Below are 23,419 nucleotides of genomic sequence, written 5' to 3'. Positions count from 1 at the left end.
CGTGACGGCGGCTCGGGGCTTTCGAGTTTCGATCTTGAAGGAATGCGAGATCTGACGATGACTGCGATTTCGGATTAAAGATATCGGCGAAAACGGATCGACGGTATTCTGGGGATGTTCGAGCCGATCGCGCAGGCCGGGAGGTGAGCACCCGCTGGCGCTTCACCGTTCGTCCGAGCCGGATTTTTGAGGCAAAGCGGAATCGCGGGATTGCCTTCTTCCTTATGATGTCAAGAGTGGCCGTTCCTCAGGACGAATGGAACGACGAGGGCCGGGAGTTCGGCCTTGTTGCGGATGGCGATCTGATCGAATCAACTGATCTTACGGATATTTTCCGTTGAGATTTCGACTCTCCCCCCCAGGATCATGAGTCGCAAGACCGGCGGTTGCGAGGAAGCGTTCCGCTCAATGATCGCTTTTCCCGGTGCGGAACCACCGGAGCAGCCGAGGGATCGCGAAGGAACGTGGTATTCATGGATGAGACCAAAGCCAAGATGGCACGCCCCGCGCGTGCAAGCGTTCGAGCAGGAGGCGCCCAGCCTGCCAAGGGCAGCGATCCTGCTCAGCTTGGCCATGCCCTCGAGGCGTTGCGGGTTGTGACCACCTTCCTCGTGGTCCTCTACCACGCCGCCTTGACCTACGTGTCGACGCCGTTGCGTCTGACGATGTGGGTGGCCTATGACGGTTCGGGGCATGTCGCTTTTGACGCGTTCATCTACTGGGTGAATGGGTTTGCCATGCCCGTGTTCTTCCTGGCCGCGGGAGTCTCCGCGCCCGCGGCTTGCGAGTCACGTGGTCCTCGCGTTTTCCTGAACCATCGGGTGCATCGGTTGTTGCGCCCCTTGCTGTTCGGTAGCCTGACCGTCCTGCCCGTATTCTATCTGATCTGGGGCTACGGTCTGATGGCCACCGGCCGTTGCGACCTGAGCCACATTCTGAGCTGGCGATTCCCCCCTGCGGTTCGCCACAACTTATATGGCCTGGGGCATCTCTGGTTTCTCGAGTACCTTTTTCTGGTTTGCGCCCTCTGGTGCGGTGTGTGGACTCTGCGCCGCCGGTTGAGCGGCCGGTCGGAGACACCTCGGGATCGTGACCAGGACGAGGAGTCCTTGCCGACGCGGTGGCTCAGCTCATCGTGGCGACCACTTCTGTTCGCGATCCCCACGACGCTGATCTTCTTGGTCGATTCGGACACGATGCTCCGGGTTGACAACGTGATCGTCCCGAACCTCTTTCGCTTGCTCCATTACACGTTCTTCTTCGCCGTGGGGGGATGGATCTCCAAGGTCCGCGAACCCAAACAACGGCTCATTCCCCAGAGCGGGCTCTACCTGGCCCTCTCCCTGGTTCTGTTCGCGGGGATGTTGCCCCTGTTGCTCCAGCACGCGGCCTCCCCACTCCAGGGACCGCTCCGGGTCGTCTTCTGCATGCTCGCGGCCCTGTTCTCCTGGCTGACCGTCTTCGGCGGGCTGGGCGTGCTGCTTCGGGTGGTCCAGGCGAGAGGAACGACCATGAGGTTCCTCAGCGAGGCCTCGTTCTGGATCTACATCATCCACGTGCCGATCGTCGTGCTGATCCAGGTGCTGCTCTTGCCGCTGGCCTGGCCCGCCCCGATCAAGTTCTTGCTGGTCTCGACCGTGGCGATCGTTCTCAGTGTTTTGAGCTACGAGTCGATTGTTCGCCGGAGCGTGGTCGGTGAGATCGTCAACGGGGCCCGCAAGCGGACCACGAAGCCCGGACGCTTCAGTCCGGAGTTCGGATGGAAAGTGTCGCTCGGCGTGGTGGCGCTGCTGTTGGTCGGTTTCGTTTGGTCGTCCCGCGGATTCCTCGGGGGCAACAATCTCCACGAGGAGATCCCTGGCCGGCTTTACCGGAGTGCCCGCCTCAAACCGAGCGAACTCGACGCACTGATCCGCCGCGAGGGCTTGCGAACCGTCGTGGCATTCACCGGCGACCCACAGCGCCATTCCTGGTTCGCGAAGTACCAGAAGGTCTGTAGGGCGAACAAGGTTGAGCTCGTTGCGATCAATTTGCGCGACGAAGTGGTGCCCTCAAGGCATACGCTGAATCAGTTGATCAACGTCCTTGAGAGTTGCCCGCGTCCGGTGGTGGTGCAGGGGTATCGGGGGATCGACCATAGCAGCTTCGCGGCCGCGGTGGCCAAGCTGCTCGATGGTGCGACTCCGCAAGTGGCGCTCAAGCAGTTCGGCATGAAGTACGGCCAATTCGGGGGACCCGAGCATTCAACCTAGGGCTGACCCTACTCAGCTACCAGGCTTGGTTGCAGGCCCATCACTGGCCGCACACGGCCGAGCGGTTTCAGACCTGGGCCCGCGAGGAATACCTCGTCAACTCGTTCCCAGCCCAGCCCGATGACACGCTGCCTCGGGCCAAGCTGGTGGCTCGAAAAGGCCTACCGTCGGCCGTCGCTCGATGAGCGACCGGCCTCAGCGGGTTTCTTCGGTACCGGTGGCGTGGACCAGGGTCTCGGCCAACCGTTTGGCGGTCTCGGCGAGCTGGCTATGGGCTTTCTCGCCGGCTCGGCCGCCCGTGGCGGGTTGGGCTACCATGACGGTGTAGACGATTGTGCGTCCCCCTGACTCGTACCAGCCACATTCGACGCGGGTCGCGGGGGCGCTGGCGAGGTCGCCGTCCTTCCAGAAGTGTCGGCCCAGGTTGGGTTCGTCCTTGGAGAGCACGGAGAGACGGACTTGTTCCACCGTAGACGCGTCGAGGCCAGGGACTTTCTTTGCGGCCAGGCGTTGCAGGACGGCGGCCAGGGCGGCGGGCGTGGCCTCGTTGTCTCCCTTGGCGCGGCGGTCGGCCAGCATATAGCGGCGGACCATGATCGGGGCGAAGGCGGGATCTCGGTCATGGATCGCCCGCGTCAATCCCTCCGGACCGCCGAGGAGTGCCGTGGTGACGTTGGCGGCGGCGTTGTAGACGATGTTCGAGGCGGGGAGTGAGCCCATCATCACGCCGCCGATCCGACGGACCGATGCCCCGCTGAGCCCCTCGCGAATCTCGGTACGTTGCGCCGGAGTGAAATGGGCCACGGCCGGGTGATCGTCTTTCAAGATCGCCTCGAGACCCGGCGGACTGTCATCGAGTGCGCTGGCGTGGCGTGCAAACAGTTCGATCAGGAACGCCGTTTTGATCGCGCTGGCGGTCGGAAGATTCGCCCTGGGATCGGACGTATAGAACGCGTCCCCCGTGGGACCGCCGATCCAGAGGCCGGCCCGGATCGGTTCCTCATGCTCGGCGAGGATTTTGCGGACATTCCGATCGAGCGATTCCCGATCAAGCTGCGCCGTCCTGTCGCCGGCTAGACCGGGAGTCGATGCCAGGACAAACACGACGGCGAGTGCCGCCAACGATTTTCGGAACATCATGACGAGCTTGATCCTTTGTATTGCGAATCAGCGAGAATTAAAGATGTGGTGATGTTTTCTTGAAGGAAGGAGGTCGCGGATCCGGGACCTCCTTCTCGAGTCCAGCGCAGCACTGGCAATGAGTCGGCGACCTGGCGGGGGCTCAGGCAACGCCGTATTGTTGGAACCAGGCGAGCATTCGCTTCCACCCGTCTTCGGCCTTGTCCTTGCGATAGGTCTGCCGGTAGTCGGCGTTGAAGCCGTGGGGGGTGTCGGGGTAGACGACGATCTCCGCGGTCTTGTTGGCTTTCTTGAGCTCGGCGCGCATTTGCTCGACGGTCTCGACCGGGATCCCTCCATCGGCTCCGCCGTAGAGGCCGAGCACAGGAGCTTTGAGGGAACCGGCCAGGTCGATCGGGTTTTTCGGATGGAGCGCATCCGCCGGACTGATGAGTTTACCGTACCAGGCCACCCCGGCCTTCAGGTTCGGGTTGTGCGCTGCGTACAGCCATACGATGCGCCCGCCCCAGCAGAAGCCGGTGACGCCGAGCTTGTTCGTGTCCCCCTTGCCCGAGGCCTTGACCCAGGCGACGGTGGCGTCGAGATCCGAGAGCACCTGGGCGTCGGGGACCTTGGAAACGACCTTGGCGATGATCTCGGGGATCTCTTTGATGTTTGACACGTCCCCCTGGCGGGCGTAAAGCGCGGGGGCGATCGCCAGGTAGCCGGCCTTGGCGAGGCGGCGGCAGAGGTCTTTGATGTGCTCGTGGACGCCGAAGATCTCTTGAACGACCAGGATGACCGGGAAGGGGCCCTCTTTGGCCGGCATGGCTCGGTAGGCCGGGATCTCGCCGTCGGGTGTGGGGATTTTGACCTCCCCCGCCTCCAGGCCGTTGGTGTCGGTCGTGATGGTGGTCTGAGCCGAGACCGGCTGCACTGCCAGGGCAAAGCCGGCCGCGAGCGTTGTGACCGCAAACGTTCTCCGGGTGAAATCGCCGTTCGCGTTCACGGGTTGCGAGTCGTCTTGCATCGAGCGTTCTCCTCGAACTGGTTCGTGTGTTGCCCGCTTTGGAGTGAGTCCTGGGGCGAGCCCGGCGTCGGCATGAATGCGGTTTTTGGTAAGGCCCCTCACCGGGCAGGAACCGCGATTCCTAAGGTATGGTATTAATGGAGGCAAGCCTTGGAAGCAAGCCCGCGATGATGATTGAGGTGGGCCAGCTGGCCACGGGCGCGATCGCGATTGGGTCGTTTGCTATCCGTGTAAATAGATGTCGCGATATTTGGGTGTGCGAATTTTTAGAGGTGTGGGCAAGCGTGTGATGTCAGTCGTGGTCCGCTGGCTGGTTTTGGTTTGCGACCTGGCGGATCGCGGAGACGAGCCTTGCGAAGTCAATGGGCTTGGTCAGGTGAGCCCGGAACCCAGCTTCACGGCTCTGGCGAATATCTTCCTGCATGCCGAAGCCGGTGAGGGCGATTGCGGGCAACACGCGATTCGCCGAGAGCTGGCGAATGAGGTCCAGGCCGCTGCCGTCCGGCAGCCCGATGTCGCTGATGACCAGGTCGAATTCGACTTCCTCGGCAATCGTGAGCGCCTCCCGGACGGTACTTGCGGTGGTGACTTCATGGCCGATCCTGCGCAAGAGCCTGGCCATGACGATCAGGGTCATCGGCTCGTCCTCGACCAGAAAGATTCGCAGGCTTGTCTGCGGCGGTTTCATCAGAACCGGTGAGGTCAAACTGTTGAGGGGAAGCGTTGCGGCGAGATGTACCGGCTTGTGCTCCGCCTTCAATTGCACCCGGAAGGTCGCTCCTTGGTTCCTGCCAAGGCTCTTGGCCGTCAGAATGCCACCGTGAGCTTCAACCACGCCCTGGCTGATCGCCAAGCCGAGGCCCATGCCTCCAAATCTTCGCGTGATCGATCCATCACCTTGATGGAAGGGGTCAAAGATCCAGGGCAAGACGCTCGGCTCGATGCCGATCCCCGAGTCAGCAAACTCGATGATGATGGCCTGGTCATTCGTGGTGTGGTCGATCTCATTCCAGGTGCGGATCTCGATAGTTCCCCCGCTCGGGGTGAACTTGACGCCGTTCTTGATCAGATTCCAGAAGACCTGTTCGAGTCGGGTCGCATCCGCGTTCACGCGATGGTCGAGCGCCGAGAGGTTGACGGTCACGCCGAGTTCCTTGCCTTGGATGTCGCTCTGACAGATCTGCAAGGCGTGTCGAATCAGACTATGACAATCAACGATCGTCGTGTGCAGGGACATCTTCCCTCGCGCGATCCGCATCACGTCCAGCAGGTCGTCGATGAGCCTGGCTTCGAGGGCGACGTTCTGGCGGATCATCTCCAGCGTGGGACCAATCTCTTCGGGGGGGACGGGCCGGGAGAGCATTGACGTGACCGCGAGCATGATTGGGTTGAGCGGAGTGCGTAGTTCGTGACTGAGGACCGCGAGGAACTGGTCCTTCGCCCGGTTCGCTTTCTCCGCTTCGGCGAGGGCCACCCGCTCGGCGGTGAGCAATCGCTCACGCTCGATCTCATCGCGTCTTCGCGCGGTGATATCACGGAAAACGATAATCACGCCGATGATTCGGCCGGTGGCGTCTCTGATCGGTGCGGCGCTATCGTCGATCGGGATCCTGGTGCCGTCGCGGGTGACCAGAAGCGTATGATTCGCCAGGCCGATCACCACGCCGTCGCGGATCACACGCGCGACCGGGTTCTCGGATGGGTGCCCCGTCATCTCGTTCACGAGTTGGAGGACCATCTGGATGGGCCTTCCAATCGTATCGCGGAGCGGATACCCGGTCAGCGCTTCGGCGACTGGGTTCATGAGCTGGATGCACCCGGTCTCATCCGTGGAGATGACGGCGTCGCCGATGCTCAGAAAGGTGGTGACGAGCCGGGCCTCACTCTCTCGAACTACCTTGGCTCGTCGTTCTCGCTCAGCCAATTCCCGCCGCCGCAAGTTCAGGGCCAAGCCCAGAAGGCCCAGCGTCAGGAACGTCGCGATCACGGCTGCGAGAATAGTCCGTTGCATGGCTCGCTTTGCGACCCGCATGTTGCGGACCAGCACGCGCCGTTCCTGTTGTTGCACGGCTGAGGCTTCCTGCAAGGCCCGCTCCATGAGCCGTTTTCCTCGGCCGCTTCTCATGGATTGCACGGCGGCGCCCTCGTTCCCGGCGCGAACCAGGGCCACCACCTCTTCGAGTTCCACACGCTTCTGATCGATCGAACGGCTGAAGGCGTTGACCCGTCGTCTTTGGTCGGAGTTGTTCGCCGTGAGAGTTTGCAGTCGGTCGAGTTGGAGGGGCAGTGCGTCGAGGGCCTTGTGGTAAGGTTCGAGGTAGCTGTCAGATCCCGTCAGGAGGTAGCCCCGCTGGCCGCTCTCAGCATCTCTCATCGCCGCGATGATGTTGCTGGCCTCGTTCATGATGGCCCGTGAGTGGCTGGATTGGCGGCCCGCTGTGATGATTGTGCGGAGGCTTGCAAACGTGACGATGATGTTGAGAGACAGAATCGCAAACGCCAGCGTAAAGGCCGCGATCAGCATCATCCTTCGGCCCAGTCTCATACCCTGACCTCGAGAGTTGCTGTCGCTTGCTCCGGTCGAACAAGTGGAACCATGGTTCGAAATTGTGGAATCAACGATCCTGGATTTCTTGCCTCGGTGAGATGATACGAGGAAAGTTCCATGGATCAAATCACCTTTCACGTCAGAATTCCGCGGCGTTGAGGAATGACGGTCGAGGGCGTCTGTCGAGAAGCTGTTTCGCGATGTACTACGGGTTTCGAACGGTTTGCGATGGATCGCGGCGGAGTGCAGTGCGAGATTTTCGGTCCGGGAAATGGCGCGATCGCGAACGGAATGGCTCTTGAAAAGGTAGCATGCCCGACAACCGGCGGACAAGGGCTGGGACGAAACGAATCATTCTCGCCGGCAAGAAGCGAATCGGCCAGCGTCCGATCTCTGGAATAAAATTCTGTTTGGATTTCGGGAATGTGGCAAGGATATCGGGATCTCGTTTCCACGCACTTGCGTGGTAATGCCATCCGCGACGCTTCGTGTCGTCTTCCCCGGCGGGTGGGGCCGCAGAGCGGCCAGAACGGCATTCCCACGCAAGGCAAGAGCGTGGGAACGAGTTTCTCTCGAGAATTTCGGCCTCCGGGGCAGACAGTCGGCCCGGTTTCCTTGCGACAGACTCTGGTTTTCGGGAATGTGTTCGCGGATCCCGGTTTGTCATTTCCCTGCAACGATCCGACGATAAGATGAGGCTTGCCGCCAAAGAAAACCATGAGGCTGTTGCGATGATCTCTCGCCTTCACGTTCGACATTACTTGTTCGTCGCCATCCTGGAAATGTTGATGTTCACGCCTGCCTTTGCGCAGAAGGAACTTGACGTACTCGACCCCGGCGCAAAGCCGGAACAACTTCTGGAGCAGGGCGCCGGCGAGGGCCCGTTGTGGCACCCGAAGCTCGGACTGCTGACCAGCGGGGAGGGGAACATCAATCGGCGGTCGCGTGAGGGCGTGGCCTCGATCTATCGTCGCGACGCCGGATCGAACGGACTCTTGCTCGATCGCCAGGGCCGGCTTGTTATCTGCGAGTTCAAGAACCGTCGCGTGACCCGGCTCGAGGCGGACGGTCGTCTCACCGTCCTGGCCGAACGCTACGACGGGAAGCGGTTCAATCAGCCGAATGACCTGACCATCGATTCCGCGGGCAGGATCTACTTTTCCGACCCGTGCTATGGCGACCGCAACGCAATGGAGATCGTCGACTCGCAGGGGCGTACGGTCGAGGGGGTGTACCGGATCGATCCCGATGGATCGGTGACGCGGATCATCACCCACGAGGTCGATCGCCCCAACGGACTGGTCGTCACGCCCGATGACCGACGGCTCTTCGTGGCCGACAATAACAACAACACCGTCAGCGGAGCCCGGAAATTGTGGCGTTTCGACCTTCGGGCCGATGGAACCGTCGATGCCGCCAGCCGCACGCTGATCCATGACTGGGGTACGACCCGAGGGCCTGACGGCATCAAGCTCGACGCGGCGGGTCGGCTCTTCGTCGCGGCCGGTCTCAATAAGCCGAACCCACCGCACGAAATCCAGGAACAGCCGACCGCGGGGGTCTATGTCTTCTCGCCTGAGGGCCGACTGCTGACCTGGATTCCCATCCCGCGTGACGAGTGCACGAATTGCGCCTTCGGGGGCGACGACCTCAAAACGCTCTACGTCACCGCAGGGGGCTCGCTCTGGAGCGTGCCCGTCCGCGTGCCGGGCCAACCGGCACGAGCGTTCTCGAAATGAGAGCCCCTGATTAAGGGTCGGAACGGTCATCTCAAAGGTGGCCCGTCCGAACGCACGAACGTTTTTTTGCCTTCCTCTGGGACTGCGGGGGGCCCGCCCGCGGTCCTCAAGGGACCTGGCTTCCACGAGGAACCCCGGGGCCATTCGCAGGGCGTCAAAGGAAGGGGGGCTCCGTTGCGGCTTTGACGCGGGCTAGGTATCGTCGAGGACTTCGAGGACGCTTCTGTCGAGGGTTCTCGCCCATCCCTTGTTGAGCTGGGATCCCGATGCGAACGATCCATGGCCGGTTGTCCGTTTTGCTCGTCCTTCTCGCGATGTCCCGTGGGGTTGCACGCGGTGACGAGCCGGCGTTTCAGGTCTTTCGCGGGGCCACGGTGCTGACGGCGACCGGCGGCGAGATCGTCGACGCTGATCTGGTGGTGCGCGGCGGCCAGATCGTCGCGATCGGCAAACGTGGGGAGGTCGACGTTCCCGACGGTGCCCAGGTCCAGGATGTCGCGGGCAAGGTCATCATCCCCGGGCTGGTCGATACGCATTCGCATATCGGGATTTATCCCAAGCCCGGGATCGAGGCGCATTCCGATGGCAATGAGATGACGGGCCCCGTGCAGAGCGGCATTCGGGCGCTCGACGCCATCTGGCCCGACGACCCCGGGATTCGGATGGCCCTGGCCGGAGGCGTCACCACCGCCAACATCATGCCCGGCAGCGGCAACGTCATCGGCGGCCAGACCCTCTACGTCAAGCTCCGCGGGGGGCCAATCACCACGATGATGGTAACCCCTGGCACCCCCGAGGGGGGGATCAAAATGGCCAATGGCGAGAACCCCAAACGCGCCTACGGCTCGAAGAACCAGGCGCCCGGCACCCGGATGCGCACGGCCGCCCTCCAGCGTGAGCAACTTCTCAAAGCCGAGGATTACCGCCGCAAGTGGCAGGCCTTTCGTAAGACCAAGGCGGAGGGGGGAGAGAAGGCCAGGACGGCCACGGAACCCGAACGCGACCTCGCAATGGAGTCGCTCGTCGAGGTGCTCGACCGCAAGCGGACCGTCCACTTCCACACCCACCGGGCCGACGACATCATGACCGTCGTGCGGCTGGCCGACGAGTTCGGCTTCGAGGTCGTGGTCCAGCACGGCACCGAAGCCTACAAGGTGGCCGATGAACTGGCCAAGCGAAAGGTCGGCGTTTCGCTGACGATCCTCGATAGCCCCGGCGGCAAGCCCGAAGTCGACGGTCTCCTCGAACAGAACGCGGCCATCCTGGAGAAGGCGGGGGTGCCGATCGCCGTCAATACCGATGACTTCGTCACCGAGTCAAGGTTCCTGCTGCGGACGGCAAGCCTGGCCGTTCGTGGTGGATTGTCGGAAGCGTCGGCGCTTCGGGCCCTGACGCTCACCCCGGCCAAGATGCTTCACCTCGAACGCAGAATCGGGTCGATCGAGCCTGGCAAGGACGCCGACTTCCTCGTCCTCTCGGGGCGGCCCTTCCGCGTTTACACGCAGGTCTTGCAGACCTACATCGAGGGGAAGAAGCGGTACGACCGCAACGACCCCGCCCAGGCGTCCTACGCCATCGGTGGCTTCGCGTTACCGGATTCGACGACCCGGCCCAAGCCGGCGATACCATTGAAGGTCCCGACCGGGGTCAAGCCTCCGGCCGTGCAGAACGCTCCGGACATCAAGCCGGACTCGAGGCGGATCGCGATTCGCGCGGGGCGGCTTCACACGGTCGGTGGCCCTGCCATCGAGGATGGCTTGGTCATCATTGAGGACGGCAAGATCCAGTACGCTGGCAAGGCGGAAGGGGTAGACGTCGCCGAAGGGACGCCTCTGCTTTCGGCCGCGGTTGTGACCCCGGGACTGATTGACACACATACGGTCGTGGGGGTTTCGGGCCGGCTGAACATCGCGGCCGACCAGGACCAGGACGAAAAGAGCGACCCGAACCAGGCCGATGCGCGGATCCTCGATAGCTTCAACCCGGCCGAGCCATTGCTTGAGTTTGCCCTCCGGCATGGTGTGACCCTGATCCAGGCGATGCCCGGCCCGGTCGACGTCATTGGCGGTCAGGCCGGAATCTTCCGGACACATGGCGTGACGGCCGAGGGGATGAAGGTCCGCGTCCCGTCGGCGATCGTCTTCAACCTGGGCGAGGTCCCCAAGTCGTCTTACCCAGGAAAGGCGCCGGGCACCCGGATGGGCACGGCGGCCCTGATCCGCAATGCCCTGACCGCGGCGGCCAACGACCGCAAGAAGCGAGCCGCGGCCAAGGAGGGATCCGAACCCGACCACAACCTCAAGCACGAGGCACTCGGGCTCTTGCTCGAGAAGAAGGTGCCGGCGGTGTTCGCCGCCCACCGCGCTGACGACCTGGCCACCGCGCTTCGGCTGGCCGACGAGTTCTCCCTGGATCTCGTGCTCAGCCAGGCGACCGAGGGCTACCTGCTCGCCGACGCGATCGCCCAGGCCAAGGTGCCGGTCCTCGTTCATCCGACGATGCAACGCCCCGGGACTCCCGAGACCTTCAATACCACCCTGAACAATGCCGCAATCCTGGCGGACAAGGGCATCCCCGTGGCGATCACGTCGGCCTACGAGGGCTATGTCCCCAAGACCCGGCTGCCGCTCTATGAAGCGGCGATTGCGATGGCCAACGGCCTCGGCTACGAGCGGGCTCTGAAGGCGGTCACTCTCGACGCGGCCAAGATCCTCAAGGTCGACGCCGAATACGGCAGCCTGGAGCCAGGCAAGGTGGCTGACGTCGTGCTCTTCGACGGCGACCCGTTCGAGTACGCGTCGCACGTGTCCCACGTCCTGCTCGGCGGTAAGCTCGTTTATGACCGCGCCGTTGAGGCGAAGCGGCCACTTCGGGGTCTGAGCTCTGATCTTTTCGTCGAACCGGCCTGCTGCCTGGCCCATTGATCGCGCGGCGGCTTGACACCTTGTAAGCGAGGAAGCGAATCTCGATGCGTTCACGATTTTCGATCGCCACGGCGTTGCTGCTCACGTTCTGGGGAACGACCGTGAGTGGGGCCGACGAGACTTCACCGAATATTGTCGTCATTTATGCGGATGACCTGGGCTATGGCGACCTCGGCTGCTACGGCGCGACCAGGGTCAAGACACCGAACCTTGATCGTCTGGCCTCGCGTGGTCTTCGATTCACCGATGCTCACTCGCCCGCGGCCACCTGCACGCCGTCGCGGTACTCGCTCTTGACCGGGGAGTACGCCTGGCGACAAAAAGGCACGAACATCCTCCCGGGTGACGCCTCCTTGATCATCAAGCCGGGCCGGATCACCGTGCCGGCACTATTGAAGCAGGCGGGATACACGACCGGAGCCGTCGGCAAGTGGCACCTGGGGCTTGGCGAGGGACCGATTGATTGGAACAGCGAGATCCGGCCAGGGCCGCTTGAAGTGGGGTTTGACTCCTGCTTCATACTCCCGGCGACGGGGGATCGCGTACCTTGCGTCTACGTGAAGGACCGCCGCGTGGTTGGCCTCGACCCGAAGGATCCGATCAAGGTGGATTACGTGCAGCCCGTAGGTGACGAGCCGACCGGGCGATCGAACCCCGATCAACTCAAGATCAAGCTGAGCCACGGACACGATAACACGATCGTCAACGGGATCAGCCGGATCGGCTACATGACCGGTGGCAAGTCGGCCCGCTGGGTCGACGAGGACATGGCCGACGTCCTGACCCGCGAGGCCACGTCGTTCATCGATCGGAACCAGGCTCGCCCCTTCTTCCTCTACTTCGCCACCCATGACGTCCACGTTCCGCGCGTGCCACACCCCCGATTCGCCGGCAAGAGCGGCTGCGGCGTTCGCGGCGATGTGATCGAGGAACTCGATTGGTGCGTCGGCGAAGTGCTTGCGACCCTCGACCGCCTGAAGTTGACCGACAACACGCTCGTCCTTTTCTCGAGCGACAACGGCCCGGTCGTCGACGATGGCTATGCTGATGAGGCGGAGAAGATGCTCAACGGGCATCGTCCCTCCGGACCTCTGCGTGGTGGCAAGTACTCCCCCTATGAAGGGGGGACGCGTGTCCCCTTGATCGCATCCTGGCCTGCAAAAATTAAGCCAGGAGTTTCTGATGCGTTGATCTGCCAGATTGATCTGCTCGCGACATTCGCCGCCCTGGCCAAACGCAACTTACCTCAGGAGGCTGGTCCTGACAGTCACAATGTATTGCCTGCTCTGCTGGGCACATCGCCGCAGGGACGTGATCACCTCGTCGAGCAGGGGGGCGGTCTTTCACTCCGCCAGGGGAAATGGAAGCTGATCGCGCGACAGGCGACAGGCCAGGGGGGAGCCGCAACGAAGAAGGCCGGGGCCGCGAAGAAAAAGAACAACGGGCCTGCTTTCGAGCTTTACGACCTCGCCGCCGATCCAACGGAGTCCAAGAACCTCGCCTCGGACCACCCCGAGGTTTTGAAATCAATGAACCTTCTGCTTGATAAGATTCGGAAGAATGAATGATGTGGATTTGTGAATATTTGCGTTTTTGGGTGATAAATTCGTTTTAAGGGTGAGATGGCGAGTCCGAGGATCGCTCCTTCTATAACTTTCATGTCGACGATAGGTCGGACGGGGAGGTTTCTCGTGCGAACTGGACATGAACATTGGGGCTTGGCGACTGGGGTAAGGTATCATCAAGGAGGGGGGGCAGGGCCAGCGCGCATTTTGCGTAGGCTTGGCAGTTTATGACGCTTGCGCTTTGGCCGATTTATTTGTATACATTCTCTGGGAGATTTTTACGGCTACGACGCACTTGGGTCAACCATGGCGAATATCAAGCAAAACGACATTGACGAAATCATTCAGCATTTCGCCGAGTTGGAGGACCCTCGCTCCACTATTAACCGCCAGCATCCTCTGAGTAGTGTGCTCGTCATTGCCTTGATGGCGGTCCTCGCTGGTGCCGCCGGGCCGACCGCGATCGCCAGTGGGCCGCCATGAAGGAGGAGTTCCTCGTGAAGCTCCTGGACCTACCCCGTGGTGTCCCACGAAAGGATGTCTTCGTCGCGTCCTGATGATCCTCAAGCCCGCCGCGTTTCAAGCCTGTTTCGCAAACTGGCTCCAATCTTGCGCGATGCGGCCACTGCGGCGACCGGCGTCGAGCAACCGATCCTGGCGATTGATGGAAAACGTTGCGGCGAAGTCACGATCACAAGAACGGTCTAGGGCTCTCCATTCGGTCAGCGTTTGGGCCAGCGAATTTGGCCTGTCGTTAGGGCAAGTGGCCTGCGCCGAGAAATCCAACGAGATCACGGCCATCCCGAGTTACTGCGGCTTGTGGACATCAAGGAGCGATCATCACGATTGACGCGATGGGGACACAAAGGCGATCGCCTCGCAAATCGTTGAGGGCGAGGCGGATTATGTGCTGGCGTTGAAAGGAAACCAGGAGACGTTGCACCAGGCTGTTATGGGAGCGATCAACAAAGAATGGGAGAACGATTTCGCCGATGTCAAAGCGAGTCGGCTTCAGACCAGCGAGACGGCCCATGGGCGAGCCGAAACGCGTACGTACATTCAGATGGCTGTGCCAGAAAGTTTGCCGGGCTCAAGCCATGGAAGGGCTGAAGTCGATCGGTGTCGTGGTCTCTGATTGTGTCCGGAACGGAAAAAACGTCCGAAGTGCGTTATTATATCAGCAGTCTTAATGTCGATGCGAAACGATTCGCCCACGCCGTCCGGAGCCATTGGGGCATCGAAAACGCCTGTCATTGGAGTCTCGATGTAACCTATCGCGAGGACGAGTCGCGAATCCGAGAGAAGCACTTGCGCGAGAATTTCGCATGGCTCAATCGCCTGACACTGTCGCTATTGAAGCAACATCCGGGCCGTGACAGTCTGGTGATGAAACGACGCAGTTGCGGTTGGAGTGACGACTTTCTTCTGCAAGTTCTTGCCGGATCAACACTTTAGTGTGCGCTGGCCCTGGAGGGGGGGGCTGCCCCTGAGAGTCGAAGAGTCAGGATTTCGGGCTATTGGCGAGGGTGCCCGAGTTGGCACCTTTTGTTGGAGAAAGGGGAAGTCTTGGGGGGCGACGGATGATCAACAATCTCACCCGAAAGCTTGGTATCCAGATCCCAATTTTCCAGGCACCGATGGCGGGTGTCTCCACGCCGGAGATGGCGGCTACCGTCTCGAACTCAGGCGGTCTCGGCTCCATTGGCGTGGGAAACCTTGATTCCGAGGCGGCCCGCAAGATGGTTCAGGCGGTGCGAACTCTCTCCGACCAGCCCTTCAATGTGAATGTGTTTTGCCATCCCCCAGCGATCCCAGACCCGGAGCGCGAGGCCGCTTGGTTGTTGCGGCTCGAGACACACTTTGCACGATACGGGGCCAAGCCCTCGAAGCTCCTCCGTGAAATTTACACGAGCTTTCTCGTTGATAACGCAATGCTCGATATGCTCGTCAACGAGCGGCCAACGGTTGTGAGCTTCCACTTCGGACTACCGGACGCGGACCGAATTCGAAGGCTCAAGGAGGCCGGCATCACGCTCCTGGCAACGGCGACGAATCCCGCCGAGGCCCTGGCGGTGGAAGTGGCCGGAGTCGACGTGGTGATTGCCCAGGGGTACGAAGCAGGGGGGCATCGCGGTACCTTTGATCAGGACGCACCGGATGAGTGCCTCGGTACGATGGCCCTTACTCGGCTCCTTGTCCGGACCCTCTCGGTCCCGGTCGTGGCGGCCGGGGGGATTATGGACGGGGCGGGAGTCGCGGCGAGCCTGGCACTGGGGGCGAGTGCGGCCCAGCTTGGGACGGCATTCATCCTCTGTCCCGAGTCGGCCGCCGACTCTGGCTACCGGCGGGCGATGGTGGAACAACCCGCTCGCCGCACCGTCATGACGAGTGCCATCTCCGGCCGACCGGCCCGGTCGCTGGCGAATCTCTTCACCGAATTCGGGGACTTGAGCCCTGCCGACGACGTCCCGAGCTATCCAATCGCCTACGACGCCGGGAAGGCGTTGCATGCGGCCGCGAAGGCTGTCGGCGAGTTCGGGTACGGAGCCCAGTGGGCGGGCCAAGGGGTGGCACTGGCCCGCTCGATGCCGGCTGGTGAGCTTGTAGGTGCCCTCTGGCGAGAGTGTCAGGAGGCCCTTGCCCTGGAAATCCGCCGGCCGAGTGCACCATAGCAGGCTCGATCAGTCCTCCTATCCGATCGAAGCCCGGTGCATGCTTGTTGGTTGGACGTTCGACTCAATAAACTTATGTAAGTAGGTCTTGCTGGTAAAGTCAGTGGGCCGTTGACTCGTTGGACCCTCTGGGGTCGCCGGTCGAGATCATCCACTGTTTGAGCTGTTGCGCCAACTCTGCCTTGCGATCGCGGTGGGCTGGGTCGCCAGCCAGGTTCCGGGTCTCCCCTGGGTCGTCGGTGAGGTGGAAGAGCTCGTCTTCCACACCCGGTTCGAAGTGGCGGATGAGCTTCCACTCGGGTGTGCGGATCAACCGCATATTGGCGACCTGGCCGTTGTGCATGTCGTACTGGCCGTAGAGGGTATCATCCCAGGGGATCGAGGTGTTGTTCGGCTCACGGAGCAGGGGGACGAAGCTCCGACCGCCGATCCGCAAATTGTCGGGCACGCCGCTGCCGGTCATCTCGACGATGCTGGGGAAGAGGTCGAGGTTGGAGACGACACGGTCGATCGTGGTTCCCGGGGCGACGACGCCCGGCCAGCGGACGATCAGGGGGACTCGGATCGAGTTGTCGAACATGTTGGGCCGGCGCCCTTGCTTACCTTCCATGATCCAGGACCCGTTTCCCTTGTGCCAGAGACCGTGGTGACCAATCATATAACCATGGTCGCTCGTGAAAATCACGATGGTCTTGCCCGTCAACCCCAGCGTTTCCAGTCGATCGAGCAGGCGGCCGACATTGCGGTCGACCGAGCTGACGCTCGCGTAATAGCGTTTCGTGAGCATTTTGACCCGTTGACGGGGCAGGCCAGGGACGTCCGGGATCGTCGGGTCGAGCGTGTCGTAGTGCGCTGAGTCTTGTTCGGGCACGGGTGCGTAGGGGACGTGGGGCGCCCGAAAGTGAATCGAAAGCAGGAAGGGGCGGTCGCGATTGGCCTCGACGAAGCGGATCCCTTGGCCGACCAGGAGGTCGGGAAGCGAGCCTTCGACGCGCTGAACTTTCCCCTCAACTTCGAGTTCGGGGTTTATCGGCTGATTCCCCCCCCCGAGGAAGCCGTAGAATCGATCGAATCCCTGGCGCGTGGGGTGGAACTCAGGGCGTGTTCCCAGGTGCCACTTGCCCATGAGCGCCGTGGCGTAGCCCTGGGCCTTGAGCAGTTCGGGCCAGAGGATGGCCGAAGGGGCCAGGCCGAGGTCGGGCTCGATTTTGGGGTCGATCCAGTCGGCGATGCCGAACTGGGTGGAATAGCGGCTGGTCAACATGCTGGCTCGCGACGGGGAGCAGACGGGGGTGACCGTGAAGGCGTTCCGGAAGAGGGCCCCGGTCTGGGCGAGTCGGTCCAGGTTCGGTGTGTGGATTTCCTTGTTCCCGTAGGCCCCCAAGGCCCACTGTGCCTGATCGTCGGTGTAGAGGAAGACGACGTTGGGACGTTCCGTCGGCCCCTCGGCGGCCGAGGTAGGGAGGGCGGTTAAGATCGGACCCAGCAGCGTTGCGATCACCAGACCCGCGTTCAAGAGACGTCTCATCGCAGCCTTGCTCCCTGGAGGTTGGCGCCTGTCCTGCCACCTGGCGATCGACCAGGCGTTCCCGACTTCGGCTTGGATCATAGCGCAGGGAAATCCAGGATGCCAGCGGTGGGTTTGGCGGGCGAAACCGGATTGGAGTCAACGTATCAAAGAAATTTGTTTTGATGCTGTTCCTCCCGCTTGGTGCGACTGGTTGTCGACCGGCACCCGAGTGGGTACTGTCGAGGTTGGGGGGACGGAAGGAACGCCGAGGTCTTGGGCGGGAGCTCGCCTCGCAACGTGTTGCCGAGCGAGGGGGGCGACGTGACTGTGGGCGATCGATCGCGAGCGAGTGCATTCGAGAAGCTCGTGCGGTGGGAGCTGCGTTTTGATGGGCTTCCCGCTTGGGTGAGGCAACGAAAGCTGGCAATCCTGCTCGTTCTGGGAGTAGTCCTGCGCGTCACGCAATTTTTGTCCAATCGCGCGCTTTGGATGGACGAAGAATCGCTGGCGCAAAACATCGTCAAAAAGAGTTTGTGGGAGCTGTTCGGACCACTCTCCGGGTCCCAACTCGCCCCTCCTGGGTTTCTGGTTGTGGAATGGGGTTTATTCCAGCTCTTGGGTGATCACCCGCTCGTCCTCAAGATTTTCCCGCTGCTGTGCGGGATCGCCTCGCTCTTTCTCTTCGCCTGCGTGGCTCAGCGTTGTCTGCGGCCGAATGCCGTCTGGATCGCTCTGGCCCTGTTCGCGGTTTCCGATGACCTGATCTACTTCTCCTCCGAGCTGAAGCAGTATTCGACCGACGTCGCGATGGGGCTATTGTGCACCCTCTTCGCGCTGGATCTGGTCTCGCGCCCCGCGACGAGTCTTCGACTGGCTCGGTTCGCCCTGGTGGGAGCGGTTGCCGTCTGGTTTTCGCATCCCGTGGCGTTCGTACTCGCGGGGCTGGGTCTTGTCCTGATTGCCTCCGCATTCGCGAAAGGCGAACGGAAGCAGGGCCTCTCTCTGATGCTGATGTGTCTGGCCTGGGGGGCGAGTTTTGTCCTCGTCTACGCCGTCTCGAACGAGCAACTTGGGCATCGTGGGATGATGTGGGTCTTCTGGGCCTTCGCGTTCCCGCCAAGGCCGTTGACGGTTATCGGGTCCGCTGGTTGGTTGATCCGGAGCGTCCTGTATCTCTTTGCCAACCCGCTCGAGATCCGTACGCCGCTGGGGCCCACGCTATCCGCGCTGCTGGCCTTTGGATTCTTTCTGGCCGGTTGCGCGTCATTTGTGAGGAGGGGCGCGGATCAACTGTTCTGGATGCTCGTGGCTCCCGGACTCATTACTCTTGGCGTCGCGTGTTTCTGTCTTTATCCATTTCATGGAAGGCTTCTCCTTTTCCTCGTCCCCGCCCTCCTGCTTGTGATCGCTGAGGGAGTGGCCTGGATTAGCGACTCGGCAGACTCACGGGCCGTTCGCGTGGTCTTGCTCGGGAGCCTCTTTCTGCTCCCCACGATTCAGGCGACCTATCACCTTTTCGACCCCCGTCAGCGCATGGACTTCAATTCTCGTGGCGATCGTCGCCCGGAAGCCCTGGACCCGGCTCACTTCCCGTTTTGAATGGACCGGGCAATTGAGGGGCATCGACTCGAAGTGAGGAGGTCGCGAAAGTCCCGGGCGATTTCGCGTCGAGACAGAGGCGTATTGCCTCCTGTTGTTGCCGGTCCTTCCCGCAGAATTATGGGGTTCGCCGGGACCGCCTGCGGCCGAATGTTGGGAACGGTGCGGAGCCTGGAGTCGTGCCCGGCAGGCCGACCAGCCTTGGGCGAGGTTTTGCATCACGCTGGGGCAGGACGGACGAACGCTTTTTCTCCGGGGTGACGCCCAGGTCGTTACTCAACGCGAACGTGTCTCCACGCGTCAGCACGATTGTGCGCGGTGACGGTGTCCCTGGCTGTCCGTTCGGTTGGACTGTGCGGATCTGGTAGCGACCCAGACCCAGGCCACTCGAAACGTCGAACGTGTAACGGCCTCGGGCGTCGGTCGTGGTGGAGGCGACCAGTTCGCCCGAATCGGCGCTGAGGAGTTGGACGGTCTGCCCGGCCAGCCCGGCTTCCCTTGAGTTGAGGCGACCGTTCCGATCGCGGTCGGCGAAGACGGTACCGCTGATGCCGACTCGAAAGAAGAATGCGTTGGTTTGGATGTTGGACAGGTTGCTGTCACGGCGGATGACATCCGTGAGTGATGTCTGATCGATGTCCCGAAGCGTTGAGTCGCTGAAGGCCCGCTGGTACCAGAAGCGATCACCGTCTCGCAGTCTTGTGAATTGATCAATGAGCACCGCGCGGATCAAGGGCCCCGTGCTACTGTTCGGGACGTGATCCTCGGCCAGTGCGCCTACCCAGGCGTCGATCTTGTCGACACTGCCATAGAGGGCCTGGAGTTTGACTTGAACGTCCAGATCCGAGCTGATTTCCCCGAAGCTGGTCACGCGAGCCAGCCCGAACGCGGCTCGCATGGAATTGTAGTCGGCCAGGCCGTGGTCGCGACCGCGCTGAATGTTCAAGCTCGCCAGGTCGAAGCCCCCCGCTCCCGGCGATCCAAAGAGGAAGTTGCGCACGCTGTTGACGATGGTGCTGTCCAGTTCCGAGGAAGGGTCGGAGGACAGGTATTTGAGGAGGGGTTCGATCCCATGCGTCTGAAGCAGTGCCGGGTTGGAGAAGGCGTCGCTGAGCGAAACCTCATCGGCGATCGGTTGGCCATTGCCGTCGAGGAACTCGACGTCATCGCCAAGCAAGCTATGGCCGAAGCGGAAGGCGGCCGTCGAGAACTCGTTGGCGATCCCTGGGTTGACGGTCGGATCATAGTCGCGGTACGGCTTCAACGCCCCAGGCCCGAGAAGCGCGGGGAGCCACTCATTATAGGTGATCGCCTGGAGCTCACCGATGACTCGGGCGCGGGCCGTCTGGTAAATCGTCTCGTCGTCCATCCCTGGATTCGTCTGCCGGAGCGAATCGGCGATGCGGTTGTGCTCTCGGACAAAGAGGGTCTGGAGGCTGGTGAGCTCCACGTTTTCGTTCGCCCGGACATCGCCGGCGGCGAAGAGTTGGTCGTCGGGTACGCGATGCGCATCGTTACTCATCGGCAGTGTGCCGCTGGGGAAATAGGTGAGGTTATTCAAAGGCAAGAGATCATCGGATGTTCCAATGACTCCGTCTTCGCCTGGGCTGGTTTTGAGTCGGCCGCCGAGGAACGTGCGGAGCTTGGAGGCGGTGACGGAGTCGGAGCCATAGATTTGCGAGCCGTCGAGCCAGGCGGAGACGACGTTCACCTGTTCCAGCGGGGCACCCGTGCCAGTGCCCGTGGCGGGATCGGTCAGTGAGCGGGATAGGCGAATGACCTTGTTCCCGAGACCCGCCGGGTCGAAGCTCGGGTCGCCCGCCGGTACGTTGATATTCAACGCCTGGGCCGGGCTGCCGGTGGGTGTCAGGCTGAGGTCGTGGTCGATGAATTGTCCCCAGGCATAGATCATGGCAGACAGGAACCGGTCACTCAGGATGTCGTCATCCCCCTGGTCGGCCAAGCTGTTGCTGATGACACGGGCGCTGGGCCGGTCTGCACCGGCTGGTGCCGAGATGCCGTCCCCGTAGGCGGTGGGGGCGAGCCTTAAGAGGTCAACTCCTGCCGAACCCCAGTTGGGGTTGGTGAGATTGTTGCCTGTCCCATCAATTGTGCGAACGCTGGCCGAAAGCAGGCATCGGCCTTCGAGCGATTCGAGACCAGGGTGGGGCGCGAACGCTTGCCGACGCGATCTTGCGGGTCGCCATTGTGGCCGGAACAACCCGATCACGGCTTGGTGGTTCCAACGGCCGAGGAGAGTCATGGAGGTGGTCCTAAAGAGGAGAGATCGAAGTTGCTAATAACATGAAATAATGCAGATGTCGGCTGGATGCGGGTCTGGTGGAGTTCTCCGGCAGCCAGATGGGCTCCGGGGAACTTCGATAAACCAGAGGGTTCCGCGAGCGGATCGAGGGCGTAATGAATCGTCTCCAAAGCCAAATTTGGCGGAACGCAGGACGCGGCGTGCTGGCTCTACTCTCATCAAGCTCATTGCGCAGGCTCGGTCGAAGCGCGCGCAGAAAAAAAACTTGGCGATGGGCTTTTGAGCCGAGCGGCTTTGATCGAAGGGGCAGATTGGTGAATTCAGTCAAATCCACATGGCCGAGTGGGAAACAATTTTCTCGCAAGTTGTTTCTTCGAAAGCCCTATGATTTGAGTGGATTATGGTGGGTTTGCACGGAGCGATGATGGCTCGAGAACGTGCGGTGTGAGGGCACACCCTTGACCTGGAAAACCTCGCCGTTAGATTTGCTACACAGGATGCATGTCAGCAATGTGTCAATCGATTGGATCGGAGCCACTGACGCTGAGCGAAGTTGCCTGAGACACGGGTGCTCGGCCGGCGTGTTCCTTATCTTGCTTACGATCGATTCGGCTATTCATCTCTGCCGACGACTGTTGCTGTTCGCCTACTGAGAAAGAAGCAGGGCGATGTCATCAACTGAGCATTCTCGCGCGATGGCTCGGCACTCGAGGTTGCGTCCTCTTTTGCTGGAACCGTTGGAGGGGCGGCGACTCCTGAGCGCATTGGGGCGCCCGCCTGGAAGCGGACGCGGCTTCACGGACGCACAGGTCCCTCTTGATTTGAGGCCGGACGCGGCCGCGCCGGTTGGGAGGAAGACTGACCCGCCTCGCGACGGCGTGGCCCCTCCACCTCCCCCCGCGGCTCCACCTCCGCAGCCTGCCGCGTCACCAACCACGTTGGCACCGGCAACGTCGCTGCCACGTGAATCGGCCCAGGGCGCTCCCCGCGTCCGCGTCGTGCAAAATGTCCCGAAGGGCCCGGACGGATTTTCGGCGACGCAAGGTGCTAAGACGTTAGCACTCGTGGATTTTCAGGCCGCCACGCAAATGTCCCGGGCCATTTCGCTGCCGGCGCGCCGGACGATCGAAGCCGGGAACAGCGTCGTGATTCTTGAAGGGTTAGTGAATCAGGTGGCCGTAGCCACGGGTTCTTCTCTGCCCAGGACGACGGGTACACATTGGCGATCAGGCAAACTTGAACAAGCCTATATTGATTTGAAGGGCCAGCGGCCCGAGCTCGCCTCATCAGAGGAGTCGGATTTGCCGGAACCTGAGATGGCGGGTCTGATGACCGGATTTTTCCCATTCCATACGTCGACGATTGAGGACTCGCTGGATCGCCTGCTCGGCCGGTTCTCCGGCGACAGGAATGCACCCTTGACTCCCGGACAGACGGCGGGCCGAGTCATGGCGGCTTTGACCGTGAGCGCTGCCGTCCTGGCCGTCGAATCGGCCGCCCGCGGACGCTGGGCCCGGGCCAAAGGGGGCCAGAGGGCGAAACGCATTGGCATTGTCTACTTTCCCGGCCTGCCTTCCTGTGGAGCGAAATACCGTGATGATTGACACGTCGCTCGACACTCTGCTCGTGAAGTTGACGCGCGGCGACGACTCCGCCGCGGAGCGGGTCTTTCGTGACTACGAGCCATTCCTTCGTGCGATGATTCGCAAGCGGCTGACCCCGGCGCTTCGGACCAAATTCGACACGATGGACATCGTGCAATCCGTCTGGACAGACGTCCTGGAATCGTACCGAGCGGAGGGGTGGAAGTTCACGGATCGGGATCACTTGAGGGCATTTCTCGGCCGGGTGACCTACAACCATTTTTGCCGGCAATGCCGCCGCCACGGTCCCTCGCTCAAACGAGAGCAGCCATTGTCTGGCAACGAGTCGCCCGCCATTTTCACATCGAACGAGCCTCGGCCCAGCCAACTCGCCCAGGCCGGCGAACTCTGGAAAACGATCAGCGACTTGTGTCCTTCCAACCATCTCGAAGTCGTTCGGCTCAAGCGTGAGGGCGTTCCGCTGGCCGAGATTGCGGAGCGGACCGGTTTGCACGAAGGAAGCGTGCGCCGGATCCTCTATGAACTCGCGAGACGCTTGGCCGCCGAGCGGACGCGGACAGGCCAAGTGGCGAAGCTCTCCCGCTGAGGGCTTGA

Annotated in this window: 14 protein-coding genes and 1 pseudogene; 10 read left to right on the top strand and 5 right to left on the bottom strand. The window is 61.8% G+C overall.

The window, feature by feature from the left end:
- Positions 1-143 precede the first annotated feature (143 nt).
- Together V5E97_RS24295 and V5E97_RS24290 are read left to right on the top strand one after the other, a co-directional pair.
- Positions 144-341, top strand: coding sequence for a hypothetical protein (locus V5E97_RS24295; protein ID WP_406694140.1), 198 nt, complete (start codon positions 144-146; stop codon positions 339-341).
- A 132-nt stretch (positions 342-473) separates the two neighbouring features.
- Positions 474-2,252, top strand: a complete 1,779-nt coding sequence (locus V5E97_RS24290; protein ID WP_406694139.1) for an acyltransferase family protein — start codon at positions 474-476, stop codon at positions 2,250-2,252.
- 195 nt (positions 2,253-2,447) lie between these two features.
- Here the strand turns inward: V5E97_RS24290 and V5E97_RS24285 are convergent, their stop codons facing one another.
- The 3 genes from V5E97_RS24285 to V5E97_RS24275 form a co-directional block, all read right to left on the bottom strand.
- Complete coding sequence (locus tag V5E97_RS24285) at positions 2,448-3,392, bottom strand: hypothetical protein (protein ID WP_406694138.1); 945 nt, start codon at positions 3,390-3,392, stop codon at positions 2,448-2,450.
- 142 nt (positions 3,393-3,534) lie between these two features.
- The gene (locus V5E97_RS24280; RefSeq protein ID WP_406694137.1) at positions 3,535-4,401 is read right to left on the bottom strand and encodes a dienelactone hydrolase family protein; all 867 of its coding nucleotides are present in this window, start codon (positions 4,399-4,401) and stop codon (positions 3,535-3,537) included.
- A gap of 292 nt (positions 4,402-4,693) precedes the next feature.
- A complete protein-coding gene (locus V5E97_RS24275) occupies positions 4,694-6,946 on the bottom strand; it encodes a hybrid sensor histidine kinase/response regulator (protein WP_406694136.1) in 2,253 nt (750 codons plus the stop codon).
- Between the two features lie 734 nt (positions 6,947-7,680).
- Here V5E97_RS24275 and V5E97_RS24270 point away from each other — a divergent pair.
- From V5E97_RS24270 to V5E97_RS24250, 5 genes and pseudogenes are all read left to right on the top strand, one after another.
- Complete coding sequence (locus V5E97_RS24270; protein ID WP_406694135.1) at positions 7,681-8,688, top strand: SMP-30/gluconolactonase/LRE family protein; 1,008 nt, start codon at positions 7,681-7,683, stop codon at positions 8,686-8,688.
- Positions 8,689-8,954: 266 nt separating this feature from the next.
- Positions 8,955-11,612, top strand: coding sequence for an amidohydrolase family protein (locus V5E97_RS24265; protein ID WP_406694133.1), 2,658 nt, complete (start codon positions 8,955-8,957; stop codon positions 11,610-11,612).
- 44 nt (positions 11,613-11,656) lie between these two features.
- Positions 11,657-13,180, top strand: a complete 1,524-nt coding sequence (locus V5E97_RS24260) for a sulfatase family protein (RefSeq protein ID WP_406694132.1) — start codon at positions 11,657-11,659, stop codon at positions 13,178-13,180.
- A gap of 303 nt (positions 13,181-13,483) precedes the next feature.
- Positions 13,484-14,632, top strand: a pseudogene (locus tag V5E97_RS24255) (ISAs1 family transposase).
- 125 nt (positions 14,633-14,757) lie between these two features.
- Positions 14,758-15,849, top strand: coding sequence for an NAD(P)H-dependent flavin oxidoreductase (locus tag V5E97_RS24250; RefSeq protein WP_406694131.1), 1,092 nt, complete (start codon positions 14,758-14,760; stop codon positions 15,847-15,849).
- Positions 15,850-15,949: 100 nt separating this feature from the next.
- On the opposite strand, the gene V5E97_RS24245 is transcribed toward V5E97_RS24250, so the two are convergent.
- Entirely contained in the window at positions 15,950-17,377 is a 1,428-nt protein-coding gene (locus tag V5E97_RS24245) for a sulfatase family protein (RefSeq protein WP_406694130.1), read from the bottom strand.
- Positions 17,378-17,632: 255 nt separating this feature from the next.
- On the opposite strand from V5E97_RS24245, the gene V5E97_RS24240 reads away from it, so the two are divergent.
- A complete protein-coding gene (locus V5E97_RS24240) occupies positions 17,633-18,958 on the top strand; it encodes a hypothetical protein (RefSeq protein ID WP_406694129.1) in 1,326 nt (441 codons plus the stop codon).
- A gap of 118 nt (positions 18,959-19,076) precedes the next feature.
- Here the strand turns inward: V5E97_RS24240 and V5E97_RS24235 are convergent, their stop codons facing one another.
- Positions 19,077-21,221, bottom strand: coding sequence for a peroxidase family protein (locus tag V5E97_RS24235; RefSeq protein WP_406694128.1), 2,145 nt, complete (start codon positions 21,219-21,221; stop codon positions 19,077-19,079).
- A gap of 1,301 nt (positions 21,222-22,522) precedes the next feature.
- On the opposite strand from V5E97_RS24235, the gene V5E97_RS24230 reads away from it, so the two are divergent.
- Entirely contained in the window at positions 22,523-22,825 is a 303-nt protein-coding gene (locus tag V5E97_RS24230; RefSeq protein WP_406694127.1) for a hypothetical protein, read from the top strand.
- On the top strand, positions 22,818-23,411 hold the full coding sequence (locus V5E97_RS24225) for an RNA polymerase sigma factor (RefSeq protein WP_406701206.1): 594 nt from the start codon (positions 22,818-22,820) through the stop codon (positions 23,409-23,411). The genes V5E97_RS24230 and V5E97_RS24225 overlap by 8 nt, the downstream gene beginning before the upstream one ends.
- Positions 23,412-23,419 lie beyond the last annotated feature (8 nt).

The organism is Singulisphaera photorubra, assembly GCF_045290345.1.
Lineage (GTDB): Bacteria > Planctomycetota > Planctomycetia > Isosphaerales > Isosphaeraceae > Singulisphaera.
Note: the sequence above shows the minus strand (reverse complement) of the source record. Positions and strands in the feature narration are given on the sequence as shown.

Excerpts from the sequence above, each read along its gene's own strand:
- V5E97_RS24290 (WP_406694139.1), top strand. The coding sequence starts at position 474 with ATGGATGAGACCAAAGCCAAGATGGCACGCCCCGCGCGTGCAAGCGTT.
- V5E97_RS24285 (WP_406694138.1), bottom strand. The coding sequence starts at position 3,392 with ATGATGTTCCGAAAATCGTTGGCGGCACTCGCCGTCGTGTTTGTCCTG.
- V5E97_RS24280 (WP_406694137.1), bottom strand. The coding sequence starts at position 4,401 with ATGCAAGACGACTCGCAACCCGTGAACGCGAACGGCGATTTCACCCGG.
- V5E97_RS24275 (WP_406694136.1), bottom strand. The coding sequence starts at position 6,946 with ATGAGACTGGGCCGAAGGATGATGCTGATCGCGGCCTTTACGCTGGCG.
- V5E97_RS24270 (WP_406694135.1), top strand. The coding sequence starts at position 7,681 with ATGATCTCTCGCCTTCACGTTCGACATTACTTGTTCGTCGCCATCCTG.
- V5E97_RS24265 (WP_406694133.1), top strand. The coding sequence starts at position 8,955 with ATGCGAACGATCCATGGCCGGTTGTCCGTTTTGCTCGTCCTTCTCGCG.
- V5E97_RS24260 (WP_406694132.1), top strand. The coding sequence starts at position 11,657 with ATGCGTTCACGATTTTCGATCGCCACGGCGTTGCTGCTCACGTTCTGG.
- V5E97_RS24250 (WP_406694131.1), top strand. The coding sequence starts at position 14,758 with ATGATCAACAATCTCACCCGAAAGCTTGGTATCCAGATCCCAATTTTC.
- V5E97_RS24245 (WP_406694130.1), bottom strand. The coding sequence starts at position 17,377 with ATGAGACGTCTCTTGAACGCGGGTCTGGTGATCGCAACGCTGCTGGGT.
- V5E97_RS24235 (WP_406694128.1), bottom strand. The coding sequence starts at position 21,221 with ATGACTCTCCTCGGCCGTTGGAACCACCAAGCCGTGATCGGGTTGTTC.
- V5E97_RS24225 (WP_406701206.1), top strand. The coding sequence starts at position 22,818 with ATGATTGACACGTCGCTCGACACTCTGCTCGTGAAGTTGACGCGCGGC.